This is a genomic window from Streptococcus suis (assembly GCF_016775005.1).
GTDB lineage: Bacteria > Bacillota > Bacilli > Lactobacillales > Streptococcaceae > Streptococcus > Streptococcus suivaginalis.
The window spans coordinates 103383-129922 of the sequence record NZ_JAEUXI010000005.1 but is presented as its reverse complement, the minus strand read 5'-3'; the positions used below and the strand labels follow the sequence as shown (position 1 = coordinate 129922).

The following is a 26540-nucleotide window of genomic DNA, read 5'->3' as shown; positions in this document are numbered from 1 at the left end:
GACAATTCTATGCAAAAAAAGAGCGATTACTCGCTCTTAGTTTTTTCTAAATAATCAATGGCATCCTGAACAGTCGTTACTGGAACAAGCTCGATTGGCAAACCTTCTTCTTCAACAACTTTCAAGGCCTCCTCATAGTTGGTTTTGGCATTTGGATTTTCCTTCAAAACAGCTTCATCAACAGGATTATTTGGGACAAAGAAGACCGTTGCACCTGACTTGGCTGCAGAAAGTACCTTTTTATCTGCTCCACCGATATCACCGACGGAACCGTCCTGTTCAATGGTTCCTGTTCCTGCAATCACACGGCCACTGCGCAAGGTGGGATCTGCCAACTGCGTATAGATAGACAAGGTAAACATCAAACCAGCACTTGGACCACCGATATTTCCTGTTTGGAAATCAATCGGCACATCACTGGTCACTTCCGTATGGTCCACCAAGGAGATCCCAATCCCATTTTTTCCATTTTCCAGCTTGATGATTTGTCCATCAGCTGTTTGTTCGATACCGCTCGACACATAACCTACGGTCACATCTGATCCCAATTCCAAACTGCTGACATAGTCAATCAATTCTGCTGAACTCTCAAAGGTTTTGCCATTAATACTCACAACCGTATCTGCAATATTTAGAATCCCTTGGAAGGTCGAATCCTCTGCCAAACCGAGGACATAAACACCAAAGAAGTCCATGGTAACTTCTTTCCCTGCCAAGGTCAAACCTTGATACTTAGCCAAATTTTGAGAGGTTTCCATATAAAATTGTGCGATGCGATAGTATTCTTCACTATCTGCTCCACCTGTCATTTCTTGCTCGGATTGGATATCTGAGTGACCATCAAACGCTGCAAACAAGAGTTTGATAGCTGTAGCCTGTTGGACGGTCACATAGGTAAAGTTATAGGAGCCATCCTCCTGATCAACTTCCCCATTGACCTGAAGAACAGACCGAACGTCCATCGCCCCACCAGGACTCTCAATATAGTAAGGAAGGGGATAAAACATGGCAAACCAAATCAACAGGGTTCCCAAGACGATGGAAGTGATTAGCACCCACTTCCGATTTACTCTTCTATTTTTCATTTTGAATCTAACTCCTGACTAACTCTCAAGGGGACATATGGATTAATGTCCTGACCGAACTGTACTAATTCCCGAACTTGACTCGAAGAAACAAATTTTAACTCTGGCTTAGCTATCAGATAAACGGTTTCCAAGTCCGGTGCTAGCCTACGATTATAAAAATCAAAACTAGACTCGTATTCCAGGTCAGTTGCATTGCGCAACCCCCTCACCAGATGCGTCACTCCAAGACGATGCGCCACATCTACCACCAATTCATTTTTAGCAAGAAAAGCTTCTACCTTGTCCTCCTTTGCAAACAAGTCCTCCAAAACATCTAATCGCTGCTCTGGACTAAGCAAGCCTTTCTTGTTGGGATTGGTGAAAATCCCCACATAAAGTTTATCAAACAGACCACTAGCCCGCTCAATCAGGTCCAGATGACCATTGGTAATGGGGTCAAAAGACCCGGTGAACAATCCAATCTTATCTGACATATACTGTTACCTTACTGATTCCGTAGATTTTTTCCTTCCAGATGCCCATCTCTGCTATTTCCTCCGGAAGAGAGACCGCCTTATCCGTCTCACAGACTACCATGACCTCTTGGGACAAAAGCTGGCGCTGGCACAGCTCGGTAATGTCTGCCACAATGTCTTCCGCTGCATAGGGAGGGTCTAAAAAGACCAGGTCAAAGGATCCGCTCAAGTGAGCCAAAGCTTGCTTGGCCTCCATAGCCAAGAGCTGAAACTTGCTGTCTTCCTTGGTCATGCGGATATTGTCGCGGATAATAGCTTGCGCTCGCCGATCCCGCTCGACCAGAACTGCTGACTCCATGCCGCGAGAAACAGCCTCGATAGACAGACCGCCACTGCCTGCGTAGAGATCCAAAACCCTACCGCCGTCAAAATAGGGACCAATCATATTGAACATTGCTCCTCGCACCTTGTCCGAGGTGGGTCTGGTTGTCTTGCCTTCTAAGGTTTTTAAGGGTCTACCGCCATAGTTTCCAGATACAATTCTCATAAAGTCTATTATAGCAAAAATTTAAGTAAAGTGAGGAAATATCCTCATTAAAGAAAAAAGAACGATAGCCTACAAGCTATCGTTTGCTTTCTATTATCAGTCCTAAAATCCACTATGGCTGCTCTGTTTCTGCCACTGGTGCTTCTGGTGTTACTTCAGCTACAGGTTCTGTCGGTGCCACTGGCTGTGCCTCCGTTTCTGCTGCTGGAGTGGTTGGCTGGCTCACTTCTGTACTTGGAGCGGTTGCTGTTTCAACCGGCGGTGTCGTTTGTACAGCTGGTGCTGTAGTTGTCGATGAACTACTAGTGCTTGGTGCAGCGGTAGAGGCTTTTGTCGTCGATGTCGATGTCCGATTGGCAGAGTTGACACTAGTCCGTGCTCCAGTTGTTTGACTCGGTGTCACAACCTGACTAGTCTGAGCTGCTGGTTCTTCCGTCGAACTGGAAGCGGTTGTGCTTTCAGACTTGTCTTCTTGCGCCTTCTTCTCCTCGGCATATTTTTTCTCCGCCTCAGCCTTTACAGCTTCTGCCTTTAATTTTGCCTGTTGGAGGGCTGTTGCTTCTTTAGCCATTTCTTGTTTGACCTTGTCGATACGGTCTTGGAGGGCTGTTTTTTTAGCCTGGTCCTCTACCTTGTCAACGGCTGTTTGTGAAGCCTTGAGATTGGTTTCTGAATGACTTGCTTCCAGTTTAGTCACGGCAGCTTCCGCCAACTGCAAGGCAGACTGCACTGGACTGGTCGGGCTTGAAACCTGGGCAGTTGCTCTGCTATCTTCCCTTGTTTCAAGAGTATAAATCAAGAGACCAAATCCCAATAACAAGCCAAAGGTACTGGCAAGTAAAAAGAGTTTGACAATCGGTAAGTTTTTTGTAATTTTTCCCTTCTTCTTCATGTTGACACCACTCTTATCTATTTATTAACCCAAACTCCTAAAAACTATTATTACTTAGCAACTTTTGTTTTACCATTCCAGCCATTTAAACCATAGCGAAGAATGAAAATATTGGAAAATCCCTGTTTTTTCAAATGCAGGGCTGCAGGTGTTACCAATTGACCACGATCATTTTCATAGATCAAAATCGGTTTGTCCTTCCGTAAGGCTGCAGTACTTTGGCGCAATTGTTGGTAAGGAATATTGCGGGCACCCAAGATATGTTTTTTACGAAATTCACTTGGTTCGCGTAGGTCAATCAGCTGACCACCTTGGATTTTTTCAGCAAATTCGCCATTGTCAATGACCGTCGCTGCCTGGCGCAAACGCCAATAGTTGAAGCCCATCCAGCCTCCTAAAATCACAACAAATGCAAGCAATGTCCACACTGTTTCCATCACAATTTCTCCTTACTTTTCTGATACTCTAGCTCCAAACGATGCTCCCGTCGCAAGACCAATTCTGCCTCAAGGTATTCCAATCGATCTAGGACACCCGCTTGATAGACCCGATTCAGCTCAATCTGCATCATTTCAATATCGTAGAGACGATTGCCCATATAGACAATAATCCCAAATCGCTTCAGCAACTGCTGCACATCGTAAAGTCTTTTCATAAGTAGAGTGTAGCAAATTATTAGGACTTTTTCAAGAGGGTTTAATATATGTAATTTTTTTGAGCGGTCCATTTTTCGCTTATCTTTCAAGAATAGCAAGCATTTACACATTTTCAACATCAAAAAACCATCTCAAGATAACTTAGATGGCAATCATAGGTCATTTTAAAACCAACCCTTTTCCTGTGCTATCTTAACAGCAGCCGTGCGGTTTTCAGCTCCCAGCTTGGACAGGATAGAGGTCATATAATTGCGGACCGTCCCGTCAGACAGGTAGAGCTGACTGGCGATTTCCTTATTGGATAAGCCGTCAGCAACCAGCTTGAGCAACTGGCATTCCTGGTCCGTCAAGGGACTGCGTTGTGTCAGGAGAATATCCATTAACTCTGGCGAGTATTCCTTTCGCCCTGCCAAGACCGTTTCAATGGTCCGCATAAGGTCCGAAATGGAGCGTTCCTTGAGCACATAGGCATCCACATCTGCCTTGACCGCCCGCTCAAAATAGCCTGGTCGCTTGAAGGTGGTCATGATGACAACCTTGACAGGCAGGGATTTCGCTCGCACCCATTCCAAGACATCCAGCCCCGTCTTCTCAGGCATTTCAATATCTAAGAGTAGCACATCTACTGGCTCTTTTTCCAAAAGAGCAAGGGCCTGACTGCCGTTTTCTGCCTGTAAAACAGCCTCAACCGCATCTTGAAAGCCCAAGAGCTGACAGAGGGCGTCCCGCAGCATAACCTGGTCTTCTGCGACTAAGATTCTCATTCTACCACCTCCTCAAGCGGAATTCGTATGGACAGGCGGGTGGGTTGTGCCAGAGAACGAAATTCCAAACTCCCCTTCACCGTTACCAGCCTATCCTTTATGGTATGCAATTCTTGACCTGTCAACTGGGCAAAGCCCACACCATTGTCTTCGTAGTACAAGACCAATTCTTGCTGGTCTTCTTCAAAGGTCAAACGGCACTTGTTAGCCTGGCTGTGTTTGAGCAGGTTATTGGCCAGCTCTCTCAGCACCATAGCCAGTTTGTTCTGGACAGGCAAGCTGAGCTGCTCTGCTATTTCTCCACCCAAAACGACCAAGTCCACTCCTGCCAAGTCCAGCATCTGCTGCAAAATATGTAGTTCCTCTGCCACGGTGTGCTGCTTGAGGGACTGGACAATCTGGCGGACGTCCTGCATGGAGTCCTTGGCTAAGGTCTGGAGCTCCGCTACTTCCTTCTTGGCCTGGTCTATCTGGTCGTGGTCCAAAAGGGTCTTGACCAGCTCTGCCTTGATGGACAGCATAGCAAAGACATGCCCAAGGGTGTCGTGCAAGTCCTGACCGATGCGGTTGCGTTCGTTCTCAGCAAGCAAGAGGTTAATGGAAGCATTTTGCTCCTGAATCCGTTGTTGAAGAGCTTCCCGCTTGGTTTCAATCCAACTGAAAATCAGCAAGGCCAAGCCGAAAAAGTGAATGATGAGTGCAAAGGCCCGCATCTCAAAGGGGACTGGTCCAAAGAGAGCCCAGAGGATAATGACCAGCAACAAAATCCCATAGGACACCGTCCGATAGGTCGGCCGAGTTTCCTTATAATACCAGCTCAGCATATTGGACAGGTTGAAGATAAAGAGGGAAAATTGCAGATTGCCCCAAAAACTCATGACGGCGATGTAGCCAATCAGGTAAAACCAGCCCAGCATGGAATAGAGCTTGTGGTCTGTGTAAAAGAGGGAACAATAGACTAGGGCAAAAAGAATGGTTGCTAGAACCACAGCCGTCGGATTTGGAGAATATTGGGCATAATAAAGCGGAAAATAGAGAAAGATCATGCCCACGAAGAACATGAGTGGTATCTTTCTTTTTTCAAAAATCATAGGTCACCTCACTGCTGGTCAGATTTTTTATGGATGGCCAGAGCAATTCCTAAGAAAATTATGGCATATCCTAGGACAATTAGCAAGGATTTCCAGAGAAAAACTCCCTCTTGGGCATAGGTGGTCACCAGCTGATTGACATGGTAGCTGGGCATAAGTTTGCAAATTCGCTGTACCCAGTCAGGAAAGAGGGAGACAGGCATCCAAGAGCCACCCATGATAGCCAGAACAAAGTAGAGCAAGTTGGCCACCACCGACATGGTTTGTTCCGACTGGATTTGCACCAAAAGCAAGCCCATGGCTAGAAATACGATAGAGGTCACTAAAAGTAAGAGAGCCGAAATTCCCCATTCTTGAGCTGTCATCTCAACTCCCTTGACTAAACCTCCGACGGCAAAGACAACGGCAATGGAAGACACAAAGCAGAGTAAGACCCGCACCAGTTTTGAAAGATAGTATTGCCAAATCGGCAGGGGCGAATGCTGGATAAAGGTCAACCAGCTATTTTTTCGGTCCTCTGCCAGCATCATAGGAAAGGTAAAGAGGGCAAAGCCCGACATGGAAAATCCTGTCATGGTCAGCATATAGGACTGGATAAAGGCCTTTTGCATGGCTGTATCATCAAACTGGACCGTCGATGAGAAAATCAGGAAAAAGATGACGGGCATGCCGATAGATAGGAGAAAAACTCCCAAACTTCTAGATAATTTGACCGCTTCTACTTGCACCAATGCTTTCATGATTCTCCCTCCCTTGTCTTGTCAAATAGGCTGTTGAGCAGGGTTTTGTTCTGCACCTCTAAGTCTGAAATCCGACAGCCTGCTTCCTGTAAATTCGCCCAAACCTGCTCAATAGCACGGGTCTTGAAGCTGACTGTGTCCTGTTTATAGCTGATGTCGTAAATGGCATCCAAGCCCTCCACCACTGTCGCAAAGTGGATTGGCAGTGTTACTTCTTTTTCCTGCTCCTCACTCCGCATGGCAAATGGCGTCGTATCCCGCAAGAGTCTGCCCTGGTGCAAGACCAAAATCCGCTCCGCCGTATGCTCCACTTCCTCGATGTAGTGGCTGGTATAAAAAATGGTTACGCCCTTTTCCTTCAAGTCATGAACAATCTCCCAAAAACGCTGACGGGTCGACGTATCCATTCCTGCCGTTGGCTCGTCCAAAAAGAGCAACTTGGGCTTACCAATCAGGCAGATGACAAAGGCCAAGAGCCGCTTCTGACCACCTGATAGCTTGCCCGACACTTGATTTTTTTGCTCTGGGGAAAAGCGGAGCAGGCTGTCGATTTCCACATCTGTCAGACTGTCCTTGTAGATGGCTTGGAAAAAGCGGAGCAATTCCTTGACCTTCAAGTCTGTCGGAATAGCATTTTCTTGAGGCAAGACTGCTACTGTTTCTTTATTAGACCGAGCCTGTGGAGCCAGACCGTTCAGCAATACCTGCCCTTTCGTCACCTTTCTATCGCCTAACAAACAGGACATGAGCGTTGTTTTCCCAGCCCCGTTGGGACCAATCAAGGCCACACATTCCCCTGACTGTATCTCAAAGGAAATATCAGACAAAATGGTCCGTCCTTTGATGATTTTTTCTAACTGATTGACTTGAATCATCCTTGCTCTCCTTTCTGACAAATCACCGCTCCAACAATCCCGATAATTATACTTGCTGGCAAGGACCAAGCCAAGTAGGTCATTACTTGTAATCCTTGACCAAACAAAATGTAGGAAGCATAGAGAAACACAAAGGCTATAGTGAAATAAGATATACCTGTTTGAACAAATGATTTCATACCATTCTCCTTACTAATTACTGACTGAATTTCTTTTACACACTCAGTATAACTTATCACCCACACCCCTACTAGAAGCCTTTGTCATGGACTGATATGACAAATGTCATATTATACTCAACGAAAATCAAAAGTACCTAGGAAATGAAGTTGAAGATAGAACTCTGTTACTATCTTGTTTCAAGGTAACAGGCTGAAAAGCTCCACCAGAGCTTTTCACTCATCAAGGCTCTTGACAACGGATAATGTTGATTTTCGAAGAGTATTAAATAATGCAGCAAAAAAGAGTCCTACTGGGGACCCTTCATCTATTTACAACTTAGGTGCTTGACCAAGTTCTGCCTGCAACATCCAAATATGTTTTTCAATACTAGCCTTAGCCACATTGAAAATGTCGTTGGTTACGCTGTCACCTTCTTCATCACTGACATCAAATCCCTTTTGGAAAAGAGCAGCCAGATAGCGGAACACCTCTACCACACGCGCCAATTGCTCTTCAATCGTTACAGTGTAATCACCAGGAACTTCCTTGAGCTGACTATTTTCACTAAACTCTTTGAGGGTAGAAAATGGTGCCCCACCTAAGGTGATTAAACGCTCACTCATCTCATCCAAATAGCCATCAATTTCTTCCATATATTCATCCATCTTTGGATGCCAAATCATAAAGCCACGACCACGCATATACCAATGAACTTGATGGAGGATAGAATGGGCTACTGATAAATCGGCCACCGCTTGATTCAAAACAGCCTTAGAATCAGCCAGTGATGGACGCGGGCTGAAAGACGCAATTTCTGCTGGAGATTGATAATATTTTTGTTTCATCATATATCACCCTTTCTTTTATTTATAATAATTATAAATAAAAGAAGAAAAAATTGCAAGAATTATCCCTCCTCCTCTGGCTTATTGACAGACAAATCCCTTGCTTTTTGCTGCATTTTAATTTAACATAGATATATCAACATGTTCTACATAGTAGAATGACTCGGTGGGCGACCACCCTTGACGCAAAGAAAAGAGGTTTCTTATGTCAGAAGATAAATTAAATGCAAAACTCGACCAGTTGACAGGTTCTGTCAAAGAAGGTTTGGGCAAGTTAACAGGCGATAAAGGTCTTGAAGTTGAAGGGCTTGTGGAAAAAGGTCTAGGCAAGGCAAAAGAATTGGTTGAAGATGCAAAAGACAGCATCGAAGGTGCAGTTGACGGTATCAAGAAAGCCTTTGATAAGGAATAAACACAAACGACCTCAGGGTCGTTTTTTTAAAGAAAGGATACAATATGGCAAAACTCCTCTTTGTTTGTTTAGGCAATATCTGTCGTAGCCCCATGGCAGAATTTGTCATGAAATCAGTCACCAATCAGCACCACATAGAGAGTCGTGCAACCTCTTCTTGGGAGCATGGCAATCCGATTCATGCTGGGACACAAGCTATTTTTAAAAAATACCAGATTCCCTACGATAGTCACAAGTCCTCTCAACAAATCTCTCAAACAGACTTTGAGGAATTTGATGTCATCATCGGAATGGACAGCAACAACGTCCGTGATTTACGGAAAATGGCTCCTGCCCATGCTCAAGATAAGATTTTCCAATTCGCTGACAAATCGGTCCCTGATCCTTGGTACACAGGGGACTTTGATCAGACCTATCAATTGGTTTCTCAAGGTTGCCGTGATTGGCAGGAAAGACTGGCAAATTAGTTTGTAATAATTTTGTAATATTTGAAAAAAAATGCTACACTTAGTCTGTAGCAATTTTTTTGTAAAGGAACGAGAAAATGGATCGTATGAGTCAAATCGGTCAACGCTTGTTGGACCTAAAACACTACCTCACCCGTCGCAATATTGAACTGGCTGCAGTTGTGCTCATTCTCATCTGTGCCCTGTCAGTTTTCACCAGTCGTATTCCTTCTGACGGCGCACTCAAACTAAACAATGGCAGTTTAACCTATTCTGGCCAAGTCGTAGCTGGAAAAATGAATGGTTTTGGAAAATTAACCTATAAAAACGGCGACACTTATTCTGGCGAATTTAAAAATGGTGTCTTTAGTGGTCAGGGAACTTATACTGCTGCAGCTGGTTGGACCTATGAAGGGCAGTTTAAAAACGGCGTTGCAGATGGAAAAGGAAAATTGACAACGGAAACCAATACGGTTTACGAAGGAACATTCAAACAGGGGATCTATCAAAATGCGAATTAAATGGTTATCACTTATACGAACAATCGGTTTTCTCCTGGTACTCTTGTACCACTTCTTTAAACAGATTTTTCCTGGTGGTTTTATCGGGGTCGACCTCTTTTTCACCCTCTCAGGATTCTTAACAACCGCCCTACTGATTGATGAATTCCAAGCCAAGGGAAAAATTGATTTGTTTGGATTTTTCCACAGACGTTTCTATCGCATTTTCCCACCGCTTGTACTAATGATTCTTCTTTCACTTCCCTTAGCCTTGTTGGTCCGCAATGATTTCATTGCTTCGATCGGTTTACAGGTCTCAGCGGCACTCGGTTTCATGACTAACTTCTTTGAAATCTTGGCTGGCGGTAGCTACGAAAACCAATTCAGTCCTCACTTATTTGTCCACACATGGAGTCTTGCCATTGAGGTTCAATTTTATTTGATTTGGGTTCTTGCTGTTTTTGGAATGACCAAAATTTCTAAATCAAGTGGTCAATTACGAGGAACTATTTTTCTGACATCCAGCGCCCTCTTCCTCCTGAGTTTCCTGGGCATGTTCGTTTCAAGCTTTTTTGTTAGCAATTTTTCAAGCATTTATTATTCAACCTTTACCCATATCTTCCCCTTCTTTTTGGGAAGCATCCTAGCGACCATGACTGGCGTTAAAAATACAACACGAGCTTTTGAAAAAATGGTGGAAAAACTGGATGTACGTAAGACAATCGCTCTCTTTGCTGGGGGATTGGTGGTGGAAATACTCCTTCTTTTCTTCTTGACGTTTGACAGTATTTTGACCTATACTATCGGTTTCCTCTTATCCAGTCTAGCGACGGCAAGTATGATTTATGCTGCACGTGTCTTGCATGAAAAGACACCAAATATGGAAGAACCAGCTCTTCTTGGCTACTTTTCTTCCATTTCTTATGGTATCTACCTATTCCACTGGCCTTTGTTCGTCATCTTCTCTCAACTCTTCCAGCTGGCCATTTCAGTTCCTCTGACTCTGGTCTTCTCCATCATCTTTGCTAGCCTTTCCTTCTATGTGATTGAGCCAAATCTACAAGGAAAGAAAGGAAACCTGTTGGGCTTAGATATCGACTTTGTAAGCTATTCAAAATGGTTTTATCCCCTAGCTGGACTCCTAACTCTTGCCTGCCTTGGAATCAGCCTCTTTGCTCCAAGACTTGGTGGGTTTGAAAAAGAGTCTCTTGCTAGCAATTTGGTTCAGGCTCAGACACAAATGGACACTACACGTGCTGCCGCTGAAAATGCCCAGGCTACCAATTATAATGTTCAGGCCGGAGTGACCATCTTTGGCGATTCTGTCACCGTTCGAGCAAGTACAGCCATTCAAGAAGTCCTTCCTGATGCAGTCATTGACGGTACAGTTAGCCGCCATCTGACAGAAGCGAAAAACCTCATTGAACTTTATAAGAAAAACAATACCCTTAAAGAGACCGTCGTTATCTCCCTGGGAACCAATACCAGCGATAATTATCAGGAACTCTTAGACGATTTAGTAGCGAACTTCCCTAAAGGTCACCGCCTGATTTTCGTAACACCATACGACGGGAATTTTTCACAGGACACTTCCTTGGCCTACCAAACTGGTCAATATGAAAAAGAACTGGCTAAAGAAAACGACTTTAGTTCCATTGCAGATTGGTATCAAGTCGCCGTTGCCAATCCTGCTATTTGGGTAGGAAGCGACCTGGTACACTTCAATCTTGAAACCAATGGTGCAGAGCTCTTTGCAACAACTATTCAAGATGCTGTTGAAGCAGCTGCAGATGGTCCTGTTAAAGAATAGACCGTCAAACGAGACTGACAGAGCCTCATCATTTCGCAAAAATAGCCTACCATTTCAAAAGATAGAATGCCTAGGGATTAACACTTTTAGTAAGTTAATTCTAGGCATTTTTTCGATATGTCCTCTACCCTAACCTCAGCCAATCCCAAATGACATATAAAGAGTGAACCCTGGTCTTTCAGTACAAGTAAACACTCTATAGGTAAGCAAGGAAAATATATGTTCGTCAACCAGTTCCCAGATTTCACCTTATCGGGTGCAAACAGCCTAGTCCCAAACCTTGAATGATGTAAACCGACCTCTCTAGTAGCGTGTCTCTTATCTCACAAATTACAAAAAAAGCTGCCATTATACTGGAATATTCACATAAGCCCTGAGAGAGGTCCTAATCTTTTCCAATCTCTGCTCACTATCCCAAATTCAAAAAGATTCATTTTATTATTGCTTTTATAAACGGCTAAATCATGCTATAATACAACATGATATAATAAGAGTTGCTGGAGGTAGCTTCATGTTCCGTAATAAAAAAATATTTCATATAAACTCAGACTCTCCACGGTCCCTCTCAAGAAAAACTGGAGAAATGCTAATCTTCCTAGCTATTCTCTGTTGTGCCGCTACAGTATTCTATCATCGCATACCTTCTCAACAAACCCTTCATTTTGATGATGGTGCCATTTCTTACAAAGGCTATGTTCTCTCCAATAAAATGTCTGGAGTGGGAAGTTTAACATTTGAAAACGGCGACCATTATGAAGGAGAGTTTAAAAATGGGATATTCCATGGCAAAGGAACCTTTACCGCAGCTTCAGGCTGGACTTATATAGGGAATTTTGAGAATGGACTAGCTCACGGACAGGGAAAATTAACAACCGAGTCAAAAACAGTATATGAAGGAACATTCAAACAGGGGATCTATCAACATGAGAATTAAATGGCTATCAATTATCCGTGTTATCGGCCTAATATTTGTATTACTTTATCACTTCTTTATCAAATATTTTCCGGGCGGCTTCTTAGGGGTTGATTTATTTTTTACCCTGTCAGGCTACCTTACAACAGCTATCTTTATAGATGAATATGGCAAAAAAAATAGCATCAATCTCCACCATTTTTCAACTAGGAGACTCTACCGTATTCTCCCACCGCTCGTCCTATGTCTTATCATCACTACTCCACTAGCTCTCTTCATCAGAGATGACTTTCTCGCTAGAATTGGCCAACAAATTACTGCAGCCCTCGGCTTCATGACAAACATATATGAAATATTGGCTGGCGGTGGCTACGAAAACCAATTCACCCCTCATCTCTTTCTACATACATGGAGCCTAGCCCTAGAGGTCCATTACTATGTACTCTGGGGGATAATCGTTTGGATACTTTCTCGTATCGCGAAAACAATCGGACAGCTACGAGGGTTGATTTTTTTGACTGCTGGTACCCTTTTCCTCCTCACATTTCTTACCATGTCCATCACTAGTTTCTTTGTGACCAGTTATTCAACCATTTATTTTGCAACGTGGACCCATATTTTTCCCTTCTTCCTAGGGAGCCTACTTGCTCCTATTGCTGGTATGCATTGCACAACAGCCGCTTTTCAACGTATCTGTCAGAATTGGACCTTCCCTAAAGCCATCCGACTTTTTGCAGTAGGTCTATCAGTTGAATTACTTCTTCTGTTTACCTTTAAATTTGATAGTATATGGACCTATCTTTTTGGTTTCCTGCTCTCTAGTATCGCTACTCTCATCATGATTTATGCCGCTAGGATACTACACGAAAAAACACCTACTATCCAAGAACCAGCCTTTCTATCCTATCTAGCTAATATTTCCTACAACCTGTACCTCTTCCATTGGCCTCTCTATATCATCTTCTCTCAACTATTGGACAATACTCTTGCAAGTACCCTAACATTGGTACTATCCATCATACTATCCAGCCTGTCCTTCTACCTCATCGAACCAATGGTTACTGGCAACAATCCGGCTCTGAAACACCGTTTTATCCATTTTCAAACCTATTCTAAATCGATTGTTAAAATCGGTACTGTTCTGGCCATTCCCACGATTCTTGTCTGTTTACTATCACCAAAATTAGGAAAACTTGAGCAACAACTGTTAATAGATGGCCTCCACCAGGCGGATGCACGGATGATACAGACAAAGACCCTTGCCGAAAGAGGAAAAGCTTCTAGTTATGAAGTGGTCAAAGGGATAATGGTTATCGGTGATTCCGTAACCCTACATGCTACTGAGCAAATCAAAACCATTTTACCCGATGCTCTTGTAGATGCTCAAGGAAGCCGCAATACAACCCAAGCTTTTGAAATCCTAAAAACCAACATTGAAAGCGGCACACTAGTTGAAAATGTTGTCATCGCTACAGGAACCAATATTGTTTACAACTATGAGGAAGAAATCAATAACATCATTGACATCCTCCCCAATGGCTACCGTCTCATTTTCGTTACTCCTTATGACGGTAACTACCAACAGTATGACAACCCAATTGCCGAAAAACATGCACAGTATCTAAAAAGTCTAGTCAAAAAATATAACTTTATTACCATTGCTGACTGGAATACCGTCGCAAAAGAAAATCCCCAACTATGGGTTGGAACTGATAATATTCATTTTGGAGGGACCAGCACGACTCGTTTAGAAGGGGCAACATTGTTTGCTCAAACGATTAGCGATGCTCTTAAAAAGGCTGCCAACTCACCTGTAAAAAATATTGTCAAAAATTAATACCGACTAAACTCCATAAATAAATAAAAAACGCATAAAATCAACCGCTAAGAGGGATTTTATGCGTTTTTTATTTACATCAACTCTCTATTTTTATTGCCAAGGGAGCATATGCAATCTTATTTTTGTTTGCTTTGGAAACGCCATTCAAAGCGTTTTTGATCATAGTATGGAAACATTGCTAGAAGCAAGGTCGCTGCCAAGAGCCAACCACCGATTATATCCGTCGGATAATGCACGCTAATGTAAATGCGCGATACAGCAACCAAGACAGCTAAAATCAACAAGCTAGCTTGAAGCAAGCGTTTGGATACGCTAGATTTCATGCGTTGATTGATAATAATCACCACCGCACCAGCAACCATCATGGTCGAAGCGGTATGCCAGCTTGGGAAAGAATAGCCAATGGTATCGATCAACCATTCGATACTAGGACGCGGACGTTGGTAGACGTATTTCAGGGCTGTTGACGCTACCCCCATGGCCGCAAAACTAGCAAGAATAAAATATGCTTCTGCTTTCCACTGCTTTTTGTAGAAGAAAAATGCCAGGGCCAAGCAGATCGCCAGGATGACAACCGTATTTCCCAGAACCGTAATTGAGGTCCAAAAGCTTGTCGCTGCAGACGGCAAGGTGCCACGGACAGCAGTTTGAATCGCTGAATCAAAAGCGGTCAAACTGGCTGGGTAAAATTTAGCCATATAGCCAAGGATAACAAAGGCAAGGGCTGTAAATGAAGCGTTTGTTAGATAGGTTCGTTTATTTTTCATGAAGTTAGAATAACAGAGAATCTTTAAACTTTCTTTAAAATAGGCTCTACGGCCCGGAAAATGATATAAAATACAAGAGAAAATAGGATTCCCTGCAAGAGGTTAAAGGGAGCTACCATGGTCATCAAATAGGTTGAAGTCCCCAAAATAGCCTCGATATCAAAATTTGCAAAGGCTGCATAGACTGGAATGGCATAGAAATAATTCATCACCAACATCCCAAGAGTCAAGCCAACTGTACCAAGAACTGATGCCAAAAGGTAGTGCTTAACTGACGGATTCTTTTTCCAGATCATGGCCATAGCCAGCACAAAAATCCCCACTGCGATGATATTCATTGGCATTCCGATCAAGGTACTAGGTCCTGCATTGTTAAAAATGATTTTAAGGACCGAACGAATCAATAGAATCCCGAATGCTGATTTCAAATCCAAGACCACTAAGCCAAGCAAAATCGGAACAATTGAAAAATCAATTTCCAAGAAGCTAGCTGTTGGAATCAGCGGAAACTTAAGGTACATGAGCAGAAATGAAACTGCTGAAAGAATGGCGATGGTCGCCATTTTGCGTGTGTTTGTCATAGGTTCCTCCAATTTGTAACAAATTAGAGAAGCTTGAGGGACATCCCTCTCGTCTTCTCCCATCCAGACTTTACTGTCGGTTGTGGAATTGCACCACATCAGCTTTCGCTCGCAGACTGTCGCCGTCTTCATTTACTTCTATAGCTTCGTTCAGTCGGCTCGACATACCTCAGTATAGTCTTTGCCTCCTTGCCTAGCTCCAAAAGAAAAGAATAAGGCTTTTTTGGGAGTGTTGTCTTAGATTTTGATCTCGGTCTAGGCGACAAGGCGAAGGCATAACTGGAGTTAGGCAAGCCTGGTCAACTACGAATGAGAGCAACAGAAAGGCAACAATCCAAAAAATTCACTGCCGGTCGGGAATCTCACCCTGCCCTGAAGACTCTTTAATCATAACAAAAAAACCTTGCAATCGCAAGGCTTTGAATCGCTCTACTTTAGTTTGTCGGTTTCGTAGGTGTGGACCAACTCCAAACCAGCGAAATCTTGTTGCCTCAAAGCTTCATAAACAACCATGCAGACAGTATTGGAGACATTGAGGCTACGGACATGCTCATCATTCATAGGGATGCGAATGGCTTTTTCAGCATGGCGACGCATGAATTCTTCTGGCAGTCCAGTATCTTCTCGACCAAAGACAAAATAATGAGTCTGATCTGAGGAATAGGACTTATCCGAGTAGGTTTGGTCCGCAAACTTTGTCACCAAATGCACCTGTCCCTGCTCTGCTTTTTCCATAAACTCATCCAAACTATCGTAAAAACGCACATCCAGCTTGTCCCAGTAGTCCAAGCCCGCCCGCTTCATCTTGCGGTCGTCAATGGGAAATCCCATGGGCTTAATGATATGGAGGGGGCTGTTGGTTGCGACACAGGTTCGAGCAATGTTGCCTGTATTTTGGGGAATTTGGGGTTGGAAAAGAACCACATGGTTGCGGGCTGCTCCTTCTGTGTGAGCCAAGTCTTCGATGTTCATAGCTTCTCCTCATTCTGTTGGCAAAAAAAATGCCACACTGCCCGGAGTCATGCTCAGCAAACAGTATGGTGAATGGTGATTCATTCACTTAACTCACAACAGGTTTGAGGTAAATCAATGAAATCATGTAACCATTATATCACAAGACCATGACAAATCAAGTCAAAGGGCTCATTTTTCGAAATTTTTTGAATCTGATACTATCTCTTCGCCAACAAATCAAAAAACAGCCGTCCTAGGACTGCCGTTTTGAATTTCGCTTGAGACTAAAGGAGTCTGGTACAGGATCTTCCCCACCATCCACAAAGGGGTGACAGCGTCCTATACGGGCCAAGCCCATAAGAACTCCCTTAAGACCATGTTTATTAATTGCTTCAATCATGTAGTTGGAGCAGGTCGGATTGTAGCGACAAGTCGGTGGAAAAAGAGGCGAAATCAGCTTCTGGTAAAGACGGACCAGCCCAATCAACAGCCATTTCATCGTCTTTTCTTAGACGTTTGAGCTTTGGTAACTGCCAAGGTATGCAACTTGCTGATGTCTTTTTTGTTGAGCCTACGGGCTTCGCCAGGATGCAAACCAGTCAGGTCCAGATTTCCAAAACGAGTCCGTGACAGTTTATCTACCTGCAACCCAACCGCTTCAAACATCTTCTTGACCTGATGATTGCGACCTTCGTGGATAGTCAACTCCACCACCGAGCGATTTTTAACTGGATCCACTTTCAGAATCTCATAGACCGCAGGCTTGGTCTTTTTGCCGTCGATGACCACACCTCGTGTTAAAGGTCGTAGGACATCCTTGTTGGCAATCCCCTTGACCCGTGCCACATAAACCTTGTCAATCTCATTACGCGGGTGAATCATCTCATCCGTAAAGTCACCGTCATTGGTCAAAATCAAGACACCCGATGTATCCCAGTCTAGTCGACCCACTGGATAAATCCGTTCCTTGACTTGAGGTAAAAGGTCGATAACCGTTTTTCTTCCCTTATCATCTGACACGCTGGAAATCACACCTCGTGGCTTATGGAGTAAGTAGTAAACCTTTTCCTCGTTATAAATCGGCTGGCCTTCTACTTCCACCTTATCGCCTGACTTGATGGTCGTTCCCAATTCTCGAACAACCTGGCCATTGACTGTTACCAAGCCCTGCTTGATCAATTCTTCTGCCTTACGACGACTGGCTACACCAGCGTGGGCAATGTACTTATTAATTCTCATCTTCTATCTCATTTCTTTCTGTGAAGAGCTCGACCTCTTCTTCTACCAAGTCCAAGTTGGAGACATCTGGCAATTCTTCCAGACTGTTAATTCCCATGTAGTCCAAGAAATACTCGGTCGTCACATAGAGATTTGGACGGCCAATCACCTCTTTTTTCCCATTCTCCCGAATCAAGTCAAAGGCTTGGAGTTTACTAATAGCACCGCTAGAATTCACCCCACGGATGTCATCGACTTCTACACGGGTAATGGGCTGCTTGTAGGCCACAATAGACAGGGTTTCCAAGAGGGCTCGTGACATGGTCTGGTTGATCGGCGTCTTGGCATAAATCCGCAAGAGATCTGCGTATTCTTTTTTGGTCACCAACTTGTAGCGGTTGGAAGATTCCAAGAGCGCCAAGCCTGACTGACTATCAGACTGGTATTTTTCGGCTAATTTTTCCAACTGTTGCAAGACAGCAGAAGGCGTCAAATCTAGCATTTCAGCTAAATTGCGCACAGTCAAACCGTCTTCACCTGCTACAAAAAGCAGAACTTCAATCTCAGCTATTCGACTCATGATCCCTCCTCACTAGATAAATACTACCAAAGGTTTTCTCCTGCTCCACCTCGACCTCATGGACCTTGACCAACTCCAAGGTCGCAAGAAAAATGGTGATGACCTCGTTCATATCCTTGCTTTCTTTGAAAATCTGCCCCAACTCCAAGCGCTTGGTCTTTGATAACTGCGACCGTACATAGTCCATCATGTCTTCAATCTTGTACTCATCGCGGGCAATGGTGGTATGGGACTGGCGTAGGCTAGCTTGCTTTTCAGCCATGACCTTGGAAAAGGCTAGGAAAATATCAATGGTCGTCTTATCCTGTACCAAGGTCACATCTTCATAGACCAATTCCAACTTGGGTTTTGAGAAGAATTGTGCTCGTTCCTCGTGCTGTTCACCCAGTTTTTCACTGAGTAACTTGAACTTGCGGTATTCCTCCAACTGATCCAATAGGACCTGCTCTGGATCCTCTTCCGCCACTTCCTGCTCCACTACCTTGGGCAAGAGCCGGCGGCTTTTGATCAACATGAGCTGGCTGGCCATGACCATGTATTCACCCGCCACTTCCAAGCGCATGGCCTGCAAGGTGGCTATATAGGCCAGATACTGCTCAATAACCTCTGTAATCGGCACCTCGTAAATATCCATTTGATACTTGGAAACCAGATGCAGCAACAAGTCCAGCGGTCCCTGAAAATCCTTTAACTTTATATCCATTACTTGTATTTTTCCAAACTAATTGATGTTTTCAAGCCTAAGTCCTTTGCAACTTGCTCCAAGGACTGACCTGCTGCCAGGCGGCTCAGAATAAATTGCTCCCTCAAAAACTGAGCTGTCCATTCCCTATGACCAAGTGTACCAACATACGCTGACAGACGATTGAAAAACCATTGGCGAGAGTAAGGTTGCCCTTGTTTATCAAAAAGAAAGACCTGATCCCTTCGACTCTCTAAATAAGGTAGCAGAGTTTTGGGGATGCTTAGGATTCTCCGTTGCCCGCCCCTATCCAAATTCAGGATGTGAAATTCGAGGTCTAGCTGTTCCAACTTAAGCCCCATCAACTCACTCGGTGTCAATCCCAACTGGCTCATTAATAGAGCCATCAGTTGACCGTCTAGCAGTTCTGTTTCCAACCACAAGGCATCCAGGTGGACTGGGGCCTGTCGCTTTTTGGTCAGAACCGTACTAGAGACCGCTTCTAACTTATAAAAGCGTTCCACCTGCCCTCTTGTATAGAGAAAATAGATAAATTGGTTGACAGCAGATACCTTGCGTCTCTGGGCAGTCGGTTTGAGACCTTGTAAAAAGGCTTGGTACTGAAGCAATCCTGACTGGTCCAAGCGAGGACAAATCTCCAAAAACTGCCGGAGATCACCCTTGTAAGCTTGTTGCGACTGTACAGACAACTGTTTCTCTTGTAAAAAAGCTACAATCATGGCAGGTGTCATACTTTCTGTTCTCCAAATCCGTTGTGGTGCAAAAGTGCATTGACAGCCTTCAAAATTGATTTTCGTGTGATAATCCCTAAAAATTCACCCTGGTCTCCCACAACTGGAAGGAAGGGTTCGTCGATTAATTTTCGCATCACTTCTTCCAGATGATAATCTGGACCAATCCTTGCCACATCCCGCTTGGCAATAAGTGCTACATCCTGGTTCAATTGATCATCAGTCAATTCATGCTGAGCTTGATACTGAATAATTTCCCTGAGGCCAATGGTCCCAAAAAAGAGATTGTCTTCCGTCACAACAGGAACACGAGAGTAGGTCATATGACTGAGCAAGAGCTTGGCATGGTCCATATTATGACTATCAATAATAACCGCTAGCTTATCTGCTGGAGTTAGAAAGGTCTCTTCTTGTGCCAATAAAAATTCTTCAAATTCTGCTGCAATCATCGGCTAAATTCCTTTGTTAATAGTGGATAAGCTTGATGCTGTCTGGTGAAAAATTCGACACGATAGGAGTCTTCTGAGATGGTCACCATAGCATAAAGGCACTCTTGAACCAAACCACGTGGTTGACGGACTGAGCCTGGATTGATAAAAAGGGGCTTGCCACGTACCTCAGCATCTGGCACATGGAGATGACCATAGAGACAAATATCTGCCTCCACTTCCTGTGCCCAGTAATCCAAGCGTTGCCATCCGTAATTAATCCCATACAGATGACCGTGGGTCTGCGCAATGCGAACACCATCTAAATCGGTCACAAGATTATCTGGAAAGTTACCTCTGTAATCACAGTTGCCATTGACTACATGAACTCCATCCCACAGTTCATCCTGACTGTCGAGTTCGGAATCCCCATTATGAAAGAAGGCATCAACCTTTCCTAGGTAGTGCTGTTTGATTTCTTCAACGATGGCACGGTCTCCGTGCGAATCACTCATGACAATTATGCGTTTGCTTGCTCCTGCCATTTTGGAAATGCCTCCATTAATTTTTCTAGAGCCTTTGCACGATGGGAAATACTGTTTTTCTCATCGAGGGCTAGTTCTGCAGATGTTTTTCCTGTCTCTCCCACCAAGAATAGTGGATCATAACCAAAGCCATTTTCACCGCGCATGTCCATGCCAATATAGCCAGCCCAGTCCGCTTCTACGACCAAACTTTCCCGTTCAGGTGCAGCGATGACAAGTGTACAGTGAAATTGAGCCGAGCGATCCTGGATGTCAAAGACCATAGCTAGTTCATGTAGGAGCTTGGCATTATTTTGCTCATCTGTTGCATCTGCACCAGCAAATCGAGCTGACCATACCCCTGGTAAGCCACCTAGGGCATCTACTTTTAACCCTGAATCATCCGCTAAGACCATTTTCCCAGTCAATGCTGCAATTGTCTCAGCTTTCAAACGAGCATTTTCTTCAAAAGTCATGCCTGTTTCAGCCACATCTGGTAGGTCAGGATAGTGATTGAGGTTTTCTACTTGATAACCAAATCGCTCAAAAAATCGGCGAAATTCCTTTGTCTTCCCTTCGTTTTTTGTCGCAATCAAAATGGTATCACCAATGCCCGCAAATCCCTTTTCTTGTCCAAAAAAGCTTGCTGTTTCAAGTCCTTCACTTGGTAGGTGGGCAAGAAAGAGCTTGCTTCCTTCCGTCACCAGAATAGCCCCCTGATGTTGGAGAACCTTAAACTGGCGCTGGTTTAGTTCATTCAAAATATCACAGGCGAATTGAATGAGGGCAAAGTCGGATTGAATTGCAATGACTTCAATATTTGCACACTTGTTATGGTTTTCATCCGAATAATTGCTGGCAATCAAGCGATCCAGGAGGTAACCAAATAGAAAGAGATCCTGTTCTCTTCCAGTCTCTCCAAAACCAGAGATACAATTGGAAAAGCTAGCTTTCCCGATAAACCAATTGTTCTCGTCTTTGTATTCAAAAATTTTTTCTGTCATAGGCTTATATGCTCCACTTCCACTATACTTGAAGGTCAATCGACACTGAAAAAACGATCTTTACACCTCTGGTTGTTCAAAAAAATCAGCCGCCAAGACTCCTGCCTTGTCCAGATGCACATACAAGAGGCGGTCTTGTTCCATCACCAACTGTCCACCTTTGTGTTGGACCAACTGCAGACAACGATCTTGCTCTTGATTGATGGTCTCTACTAAAAACCGTAGAAAAGTCGCCATGGACTGCAGTTTCACTACATGTACCTGCAAGCCCTCCACTTGGAGGCCAGCAACCAATCGGTGAAAATCATCCTGTACAGTCTCATAGGCCTGGTCATCACCAAAACAAGTCAGGTAGTTAAACCCGTCCCATTTTCCAATAAACCAGTCCTGTTCATCCTTGTATTCGTAAATGCGTTCTGTCATAGGCTTACATGCTCCACTTCGATGGCCATTCCCAGCCAATTTTCTGCGATTTCGCGAAAGGCTAGCGGACTGGCAGTTGTATAGTAACGGTGCTGGGTCTTTTCCAAACTGCGGCTCCGGTTGATCTCAAAATAATTCAGTAGGACTGAAATGTCGCGCGCACATTCTGCTCCCGAATCAATCAGTTTGACATCCTGCCCCATAGCGTTTTGAATAATAGGACGCAAGAGGGGGTAATGGGTACAGCCCAAAACCAAGGTATCTACCTTCCCAACCAGGGGTCTTAGGGTCTCATAAACGACCTTCTTGGCCAGGCTGGACTGGTAGTTATTGGATTCTACCAGGGGAGCAAATTTTGGACAGGCTAGACTTTCTACCTGCATCTCTGGAGACAAGGCTTGGATTTTCGTTCTGTAAATGTCTGACTGAATGGTCATGGCAGTTCCTAACACACCGATTTTTCCAGTCTGACTAGCCTTTATTGCTGCAGATGCACCTGGCAAAATCACTCCCAAGACAGGAATGTCCAAGGCTTCTTTGACTTCCTCCCAAGCAACCGCTGTTGCGGTATTGCAGGCAAACACAATCATTTTGACATCCTTGGTCAATAGAAAACGGACCAATTGCCAGGTGTACTCTTTAATTTGCTCTGCCGGTCTTGGCCCATAAGGCGCTCGAGCAGAATCTCCAATATAGACGATTTCCTCATGTGGTAGCTGACGCATAAGCTCTCTTGCTACCGTCAATCCACCGACACCAGAATCTAAAAATCCAATAGGTCGATTATCCATATATCTCTTCCTTAGTTGCCAATTTCCAACTGGCTCTACTGAAAAGGGACTGGGATGAATCCCTAGTCCCATTTATTCTTATTTTTTCTTGCTTGCAACTTTTTGTTGGCTCTTGATTTGGCGTAGTACTTGTTGTACCTTTGCTTCGCTTGGCTTTTGACCCATTTGACTCATCATCAAACGAAGGGCATTTTCATCCAAAATCGGCTTATCAGCGATGAATTTTTCCACTTGTTTACGTGACAAGTAAATACCGAGGGCTACACCACCAGCAAGTGCTAAGACAACCAATAAAATAACAATTCCAATATGTACTGACATAATGTGTCAATCTCCTGACTTTTCTTTATACATTTCTGCTTAGCGAGAACCTGTCTCAACTGACACTATTATACCAAATTAAGACCGTTTTTCCAAGACTTACCTGTCAAATTCAAATCCATACAAGGTCGCAAAGTAGTCTTCTGGGGTTTCTGCCCGACGAATCATGCGCGCTCCGCCATTTTCCTCAAGAAGAATCTCCGCTGAACGCAGGCGGCCGTTGTAGTTGTAACCCATAGAGAAGCCGTGGGCTCCGCTGTCATGAATAACGAGGGTGTCCCCCACTTCTGCTCGTGGCAATTCACGGTTGACGGCAAACTTGTCGTTATTCTCGCAGAGGGAGCCAGCCACATCCACCACTTCGATTGGGGCGTCTGGGCGAGTGATGTTGGTGATGTGGTGGTAGGCCCCGTAAAAGGCTGGACGCATGAGATTGGCAGCCGACGCATCAACACCAATATAGGTCCGATAGGTTTCCTTGCGGTGGAGAACCTTGGTGATGAGGTGACCGTGGGGAGCCAGCATGAAGCGGCCCAATTCTGTAAAAATCTTGACCTCTCCCATACCAGCTGGCGTCAGGATTTCTTCATAAACCTTGCGTACCCCTTCACCAATGATAGCGATGTCATTTGGCTCCTGGTCTGGACGATAGTTGACCCCTATACCGCCAGACAGGTTGATAAAGTCAAGGGTCACCCCTGTTTCCTGACGAATCTCCAAGGCAAGTTCAAACAACTGACGAGCCAACTCTGGATAGTAATCATTGGTCACGGTATTGGAAGCTAGAAAGGCATGAAGCCCAAACTCCTTGACACCCAAGTCTTTCAACTCTTTATACCCCTGCATGAGCTGGTCCTTGGTCATGCCAAACTTGGACTCTTCTGGATGGTCCATGATGTCCGTTCCCAGAGAGAAGGTGCCACCTGGATTGTAGCGGAGGCAGACTGTTTCAGGAATGCCAGCCACTTCCTTCAAAAAGGCAATGTGTTCGTAGGCATCCAGGTTAATGGTCGCTCCAACTTCACGCGCATAAACGAATTCTTGAGCCTGAGTATCGTTAGAGGTGAACATGATGTCGGTGAAACCAAGTTTGGCACTCATAAGCACTTCCACGTCGGTAGCACAGTCAACACCACACCCCTCTTCCCGAAGAATGTTCAAAATGGCTGGCGTTGGCGTTGCCTTAACGGCAAAATATTCCTTGAAGCCTTTGTTCCAAGAAAAAGCCGCATTGAGGGCACGGGCCTTCTCCCGAATTCCTTTTTCATCGTACAAATGAAAAGGGGTTGGAAATTGACTCGTAATAGTTTCAAGAGCTTCTTTACTGATAAATGGTGTTTTTGTCATGGTCTCGTCCTATCTTATAAATTTCTAACTATTATAGCATAGAGACAAAGGAAAACCCACTCAAAAGGAGTGGGAATTGATTAATCGCGACTCAAGCTGCTGAAAATACGAAGCAGATTGAGGAAAAGGTTGATAAAGTCAAGATAAAGTTGCAAGGCCATTGAGACAACCCAGCCCTGACCAACATTGCCGCCAGTTTGCTCAAAGACATTGCGGATGCGTTGGTTGTCATAGGCAATCAAACCTGAGAAAACCAATACCGATACAATTGACATGACAAAGCTTAAGCCTGACGAACGGAAGAAAATATTGATAATACCTGCAATAAAAATTCCCCACAAGGCTGCTCGCAAGGCTTGTCCCATGGCAGATAAATCTTTCTTAGAGGTGGCCCCAATCACCGCCATCACGACAAACATCAAGGCAGTTGAAAGAAAAGCAGTCACGACAGTTGCACCAGTATAACGAAGCAAAATCAAACCGATGGTAAAACCATTCAAGGCAGAATAGCCAACAAACATGGGCAAGGCCAGTGGACTATTTTTAGCAGCCATGCTAGATGCAGCAAATACCAAGGCAATCTGTGCCAACATGATTACGATGAGAAAGACGCTGCCACCTGTCAAAAGGGTGCTTGTCAGCGGCCAAAATACCGTCAATGACAAGAAGGCAACTAGGGTTGAAATTCCGATTCCAATGGCAACCACACCGTAGATACGAGCGAAGAATCGGTTGAGAGCGGATTGTTCGACTTGATTGATAATAAATTGATTGTTATTCATATAAACTCCTTTGAGATGGTTTAGGTAAAACGTAAAATCTTTCGGTTCTTCCAGCGATGTTGTAGAGGAAGGGTGGCTTCACGGACTGCCCAATATTTGTCCACACAGGTCACAATCCAAGCTTCCTTATAACGAGGAGGTGCCAAGGTCGCCCCAAACATATGTTTGACGATGATATCTTCTTCAACCTTGCTCAACTTAGTCAACTTACGGGCATTTCGAACCGCAATCCGTGGATGGGTCCAAGCATGGCTACGTGTAAACTTGGTATCTCGCCAGTCATAGAAAAAGAGATCGTGCAGGAGACCGCCTCTAGCTGTCGCCCGAGCATCCCAGCCAAATTTCTTGGCAATTTTATAACTAGTGTAGGAGACATTGATCGAATGCTCCAAACGTGTTGAATGATAGTGATGGGTAATCTTCCCTAATTTCTGAACTTTGGGGCTATCAAGCAGTCGCCCTACATAATGCATGAATTCTTTATCGTTTTTATAAACTGTCATATCCAATCCTCGTTTCTAGATTATACCACAGTTTATCCTGCTTGACTTAAATAAAGCTAAAGACCAAAATACCAGCCGCAACAGCAACGTTTAGACTTTCCGCCTGTCCTGGCATAGAGATATGAACCAGCTGGTCTGCTGCAGTCACAACCTGCTCTGATATCCCCTGACCTTCATTTCCCATGACCAAGGCAAAGCTGCCCTGCGGTCGCACTTGTTTGTAGTCGACCGACTGACTCGAGAGGGTCGTTGCCAGAATCTCTACCTGATACTTACGGAGAAACTCTAAAATATCAGACACAGGTAGACGGTAAACTGGAAGGTGAAAATGACTTCCCTGCATCGAACGTAAGACCTTCATACTATAAATGTCTGCTGACTTGTCTGACATGAAGACCCCGTCATAGGCTGCAGCATCTGCTGTTCGAATCATGGTTCCGACATTTCCTGGATCTTGGACATCTTCCAATACTAAATAACGCCCCCTTAATTGCTCTGGCAAATCCAGAGTCGGAAGACCGATCTGGGCAACAACACCTTGGGGAGATGGGCTGTCTGCTAAATCCTGCAAGATTTCTGGACTCACGACTTTCACTTTTGGCAAATCTGCCACCCTATCAGCCCATTCTTCCACAACAAAAACTTGTTCAATCTTAGCTCCTGCTTTTTGCGCTTCTTCTAAAAGGTGCCAGCCTTCGATTAGATAGGAAGATGTTCGGTATTTTTTTTGCTGTAACTTTTTGGCTTCTTTGACACTTGTATTGGCCTTGGAACGGATAATTTCCATAGATTCCTCATTTCTTTCACTTTGCAATCATGATATAATAAAGTCAGGAACTTGTCAAAA

At 44.3% G+C, this 26540-nt stretch carries 36 protein-coding genes; 6 read left to right on the top strand and 30 right to left on the bottom strand.

Features of this window, described 5'->3' with window-relative positions:
• Positions 1-26: 26 nt before the first annotated feature.
• From JNG37_RS07030 to JNG37_RS06975, 12 genes are all read right to left on the bottom strand, one after another.
• Positions 27-1085, bottom strand: a complete 1059-nt coding sequence (locus tag JNG37_RS07030; RefSeq protein WP_158456667.1) for a SepM family pheromone-processing serine protease — start codon at positions 1083-1085, stop codon at positions 27-29.
• Positions 1082-1561: a pantetheine-phosphate adenylyltransferase gene (gene coaD, locus JNG37_RS07025; protein ID WP_158456669.1), complete on the bottom strand. Its 480-nt coding sequence runs from the start codon at positions 1559-1561 to the stop codon at positions 1082-1084. The genes JNG37_RS07030 and coaD overlap by 4 nt, the downstream gene beginning before the upstream one ends.
• Entirely contained in the window at positions 1551-2090 is a 540-nt protein-coding gene (gene rsmD, locus JNG37_RS07020; RefSeq protein WP_158456671.1) for a 16S rRNA (guanine(966)-N(2))-methyltransferase RsmD, read from the bottom strand. Before rsmD ends, coaD begins: the two co-directional genes overlap by 11 nt.
• A 112-nt stretch (positions 2091-2202) precedes the next feature.
• Entirely contained in the window at positions 2203-2982 is a 780-nt protein-coding gene (locus tag JNG37_RS07015; RefSeq protein WP_158456673.1) for a hypothetical protein, read from the bottom strand.
• A gap of 50 nt (positions 2983-3032) precedes the next feature.
• On the bottom strand, positions 3033-3419 hold the full coding sequence (locus tag JNG37_RS07010; protein ID WP_158456901.1) for a rhodanese-like domain-containing protein: 387 nt from the start codon (positions 3417-3419) through the stop codon (positions 3033-3035).
• Positions 3419-3637: a YqgQ family protein gene (locus JNG37_RS07005; protein WP_158456675.1), complete on the bottom strand. Its 219-nt coding sequence runs from the start codon at positions 3635-3637 to the stop codon at positions 3419-3421. Before JNG37_RS07005 ends, JNG37_RS07010 begins: the two co-directional genes overlap by 1 nt.
• Before the next feature lie 165 nt (positions 3638-3802).
• Positions 3803-4402, bottom strand: a complete 600-nt coding sequence (locus JNG37_RS07000; RefSeq protein WP_158456677.1) for a response regulator transcription factor — start codon at positions 4400-4402, stop codon at positions 3803-3805.
• On the bottom strand, positions 4399-5493 hold the full coding sequence (locus tag JNG37_RS06995; RefSeq protein WP_187321630.1) for a sensor histidine kinase: 1095 nt from the start codon (positions 5491-5493) through the stop codon (positions 4399-4401). Before JNG37_RS06995 ends, JNG37_RS07000 begins: the two co-directional genes overlap by 4 nt.
• A gap of 8 nt (positions 5494-5501) precedes the next feature.
• Entirely contained in the window at positions 5502-6233 is a 732-nt protein-coding gene (locus JNG37_RS06990) for an ABC transporter permease (protein ID WP_158456679.1), read from the bottom strand.
• Positions 6230-7108 (bottom strand): ABC transporter ATP-binding protein, encoded by an 879-nt coding sequence (locus tag JNG37_RS06985; protein WP_158456681.1) that lies wholly within the window; start codon positions 7106-7108, stop codon positions 6230-6232. The genes JNG37_RS06990 and JNG37_RS06985 overlap by 4 nt, the downstream gene beginning before the upstream one ends.
• Positions 7105-7287, bottom strand: coding sequence for a hypothetical protein (locus JNG37_RS06980; protein ID WP_105179392.1), 183 nt, complete (start codon positions 7285-7287; stop codon positions 7105-7107). The genes JNG37_RS06985 and JNG37_RS06980 overlap by 4 nt, the downstream gene beginning before the upstream one ends.
• A 312-nt stretch (positions 7288-7599) precedes the next feature.
• Positions 7600-8118 carry a Dps family protein gene (locus JNG37_RS06975; RefSeq protein ID WP_024384587.1) on the bottom strand — a complete coding sequence of 173 codons (519 nt, stop codon included), beginning with the start codon at positions 8116-8118 and terminating at the stop codon, positions 7600-7602.
• Positions 8119-8320: 202 nt separating this feature from the next.
• Here JNG37_RS06975 and JNG37_RS06970 point away from each other — a divergent pair, with 202 nt between their 5' ends.
• The 6 genes from JNG37_RS06970 (at position 8321) to JNG37_RS06945 (ending at position 14033) form a co-directional block, all read left to right on the top strand.
• Entirely contained in the window at positions 8321-8527 is a 207-nt protein-coding gene (locus JNG37_RS06970; protein WP_158456683.1) for a CsbD family protein, read from the top strand.
• Between the two features lie 44 nt (positions 8528-8571).
• The gene (locus JNG37_RS06965; protein WP_158456685.1) at positions 8572-8994 is read left to right on the top strand and encodes a low molecular weight protein-tyrosine-phosphatase; all 423 of its coding nucleotides are present in this window, start codon (positions 8572-8574) and stop codon (positions 8992-8994) included.
• 77 nt (positions 8995-9071) lie between these two features.
• Entirely contained in the window at positions 9072-9494 is a 423-nt protein-coding gene (locus JNG37_RS06960) for an MORN repeat-containing protein (RefSeq protein WP_158456687.1), read from the top strand.
• Positions 9484-11283 carry an acyltransferase family protein gene (locus tag JNG37_RS06955; RefSeq protein WP_158456689.1) on the top strand — a complete coding sequence of 600 codons (1800 nt, stop codon included), beginning with the start codon at positions 9484-9486 and terminating at the stop codon, positions 11281-11283. The genes JNG37_RS06960 and JNG37_RS06955 overlap by 11 nt, the downstream gene beginning before the upstream one ends.
• Before the next feature lie 583 nt (positions 11284-11866).
• Complete coding sequence (locus JNG37_RS06950; RefSeq protein ID WP_238336295.1) at positions 11867-12217, top strand: MORN repeat-containing protein; 351 nt, start codon at positions 11867-11869, stop codon at positions 12215-12217.
• Positions 12207-14033, top strand: coding sequence for an acyltransferase family protein (locus JNG37_RS06945; RefSeq protein WP_158456693.1), 1827 nt, complete (start codon positions 12207-12209; stop codon positions 14031-14033). The genes JNG37_RS06950 and JNG37_RS06945 overlap by 11 nt, the downstream gene beginning before the upstream one ends.
• 119 nt (positions 14034-14152) lie before the next feature.
• Here JNG37_RS06945 and JNG37_RS06940 read toward each other — a convergent pair whose 3' ends face one another.
• The 18 genes from JNG37_RS06940 to JNG37_RS06855 form a co-directional block, all read right to left on the bottom strand.
• On the bottom strand, positions 14153-14803 hold the full coding sequence (locus JNG37_RS06940; RefSeq protein ID WP_158456695.1) for a phosphatase PAP2 family protein: 651 nt from the start codon (positions 14801-14803) through the stop codon (positions 14153-14155).
• 23 nt (positions 14804-14826) lie between these two features.
• Complete coding sequence (locus JNG37_RS06935; protein ID WP_158456697.1) at positions 14827-15384, bottom strand: ECF transporter S component; 558 nt, start codon at positions 15382-15384, stop codon at positions 14827-14829.
• Between the two features lie 429 nt (positions 15385-15813).
• Entirely contained in the window at positions 15814-16356 is a 543-nt protein-coding gene (locus JNG37_RS06930; protein WP_158456698.1) for a tRNA (cytidine(34)-2'-O)-methyltransferase, read from the bottom strand.
• A gap of 235 nt (positions 16357-16591) precedes the next feature.
• Entirely contained in the window at positions 16592-16837 is a 246-nt protein-coding gene (yidD, locus tag JNG37_RS06925) for a membrane protein insertion efficiency factor YidD (RefSeq protein ID WP_158456700.1), read from the bottom strand.
• Complete coding sequence (locus JNG37_RS06920) at positions 16834-17577, bottom strand: pseudouridine synthase (protein WP_158456702.1); 744 nt, start codon at positions 17575-17577, stop codon at positions 16834-16836. The genes yidD and JNG37_RS06920 overlap by 4 nt, the downstream gene beginning before the upstream one ends.
• Entirely contained in the window at positions 17567-18136 is a 570-nt protein-coding gene (gene scpB, locus JNG37_RS06915) for an SMC-Scp complex subunit ScpB (RefSeq protein WP_158456704.1), read from the bottom strand. Before scpB ends, JNG37_RS06920 begins: the two co-directional genes overlap by 11 nt.
• Positions 18120-18839, bottom strand: coding sequence for a segregation/condensation protein A (locus tag JNG37_RS06910; protein ID WP_158456706.1), 720 nt, complete (start codon positions 18837-18839; stop codon positions 18120-18122). The genes scpB and JNG37_RS06910 overlap by 17 nt, the downstream gene beginning before the upstream one ends.
• Positions 18839-19558, bottom strand: coding sequence for a site-specific tyrosine recombinase XerD (xerD, locus tag JNG37_RS06905; RefSeq protein ID WP_158456905.1), 720 nt, complete (start codon positions 19556-19558; stop codon positions 18839-18841). The genes JNG37_RS06910 and xerD overlap by 1 nt, the downstream gene beginning before the upstream one ends.
• An 8-nt stretch (positions 19559-19566) precedes the next feature.
• A complete protein-coding gene (gene cbpB / locus JNG37_RS06900) occupies positions 19567-20019 on the bottom strand; it encodes a cyclic-di-AMP-binding protein CbpB (RefSeq protein WP_158456708.1) in 453 nt (150 codons plus the stop codon).
• On the bottom strand, positions 20016-20543 hold the full coding sequence (locus JNG37_RS06895) for a metallophosphoesterase (protein WP_158456710.1): 528 nt from the start codon (positions 20541-20543) through the stop codon (positions 20016-20018). The genes cbpB and JNG37_RS06895 overlap by 4 nt, the downstream gene beginning before the upstream one ends.
• Positions 20519-21526, bottom strand: coding sequence for a nucleoside-triphosphate diphosphatase (locus tag JNG37_RS06890; protein ID WP_158456712.1), 1008 nt, complete (start codon positions 21524-21526; stop codon positions 20519-20521). The genes JNG37_RS06895 and JNG37_RS06890 overlap by 25 nt, the downstream gene beginning before the upstream one ends.
• Before the next feature lie 60 nt (positions 21527-21586).
• On the bottom strand, positions 21587-21949 hold the full coding sequence (locus tag JNG37_RS06885; RefSeq protein WP_158456713.1) for a hypothetical protein: 363 nt from the start codon (positions 21947-21949) through the stop codon (positions 21587-21589).
• Complete coding sequence (racE, locus tag JNG37_RS06880) at positions 21946-22740, bottom strand: glutamate racemase (RefSeq protein WP_158456715.1); 795 nt, start codon at positions 22738-22740, stop codon at positions 21946-21948. Before racE ends, JNG37_RS06885 begins: the two co-directional genes overlap by 4 nt.
• 78 nt (positions 22741-22818) lie before the next feature.
• The gene (locus JNG37_RS06875; RefSeq protein ID WP_158456717.1) at positions 22819-23061 is read right to left on the bottom strand and encodes a YneF family protein; all 243 of its coding nucleotides are present in this window, start codon (positions 23059-23061) and stop codon (positions 22819-22821) included.
• A gap of 99 nt (positions 23062-23160) precedes the next feature.
• Positions 23161-24408: a diaminopimelate decarboxylase gene (locus tag JNG37_RS06870; protein ID WP_158456720.1), complete on the bottom strand. Its 1248-nt coding sequence runs from the start codon at positions 24406-24408 to the stop codon at positions 23161-23163.
• Positions 24409-24488: 80 nt separating this feature from the next.
• Entirely contained in the window at positions 24489-25190 is a 702-nt protein-coding gene (locus JNG37_RS06865; RefSeq protein WP_158456722.1) for a Bax inhibitor-1/YccA family protein, read from the bottom strand.
• A 20-nt stretch (positions 25191-25210) separates the two neighbouring features.
• Positions 25211-25693: an HD domain-containing protein gene (locus JNG37_RS06860; RefSeq protein ID WP_158456724.1), complete on the bottom strand. Its 483-nt coding sequence runs from the start codon at positions 25691-25693 to the stop codon at positions 25211-25213.
• A gap of 46 nt (positions 25694-25739) precedes the next feature.
• Positions 25740-26480: a TrmH family RNA methyltransferase gene (locus JNG37_RS06855; RefSeq protein ID WP_158456726.1), complete on the bottom strand. Its 741-nt coding sequence runs from the start codon at positions 26478-26480 to the stop codon at positions 25740-25742.
• Positions 26481-26540 lie beyond the last annotated feature (60 nt).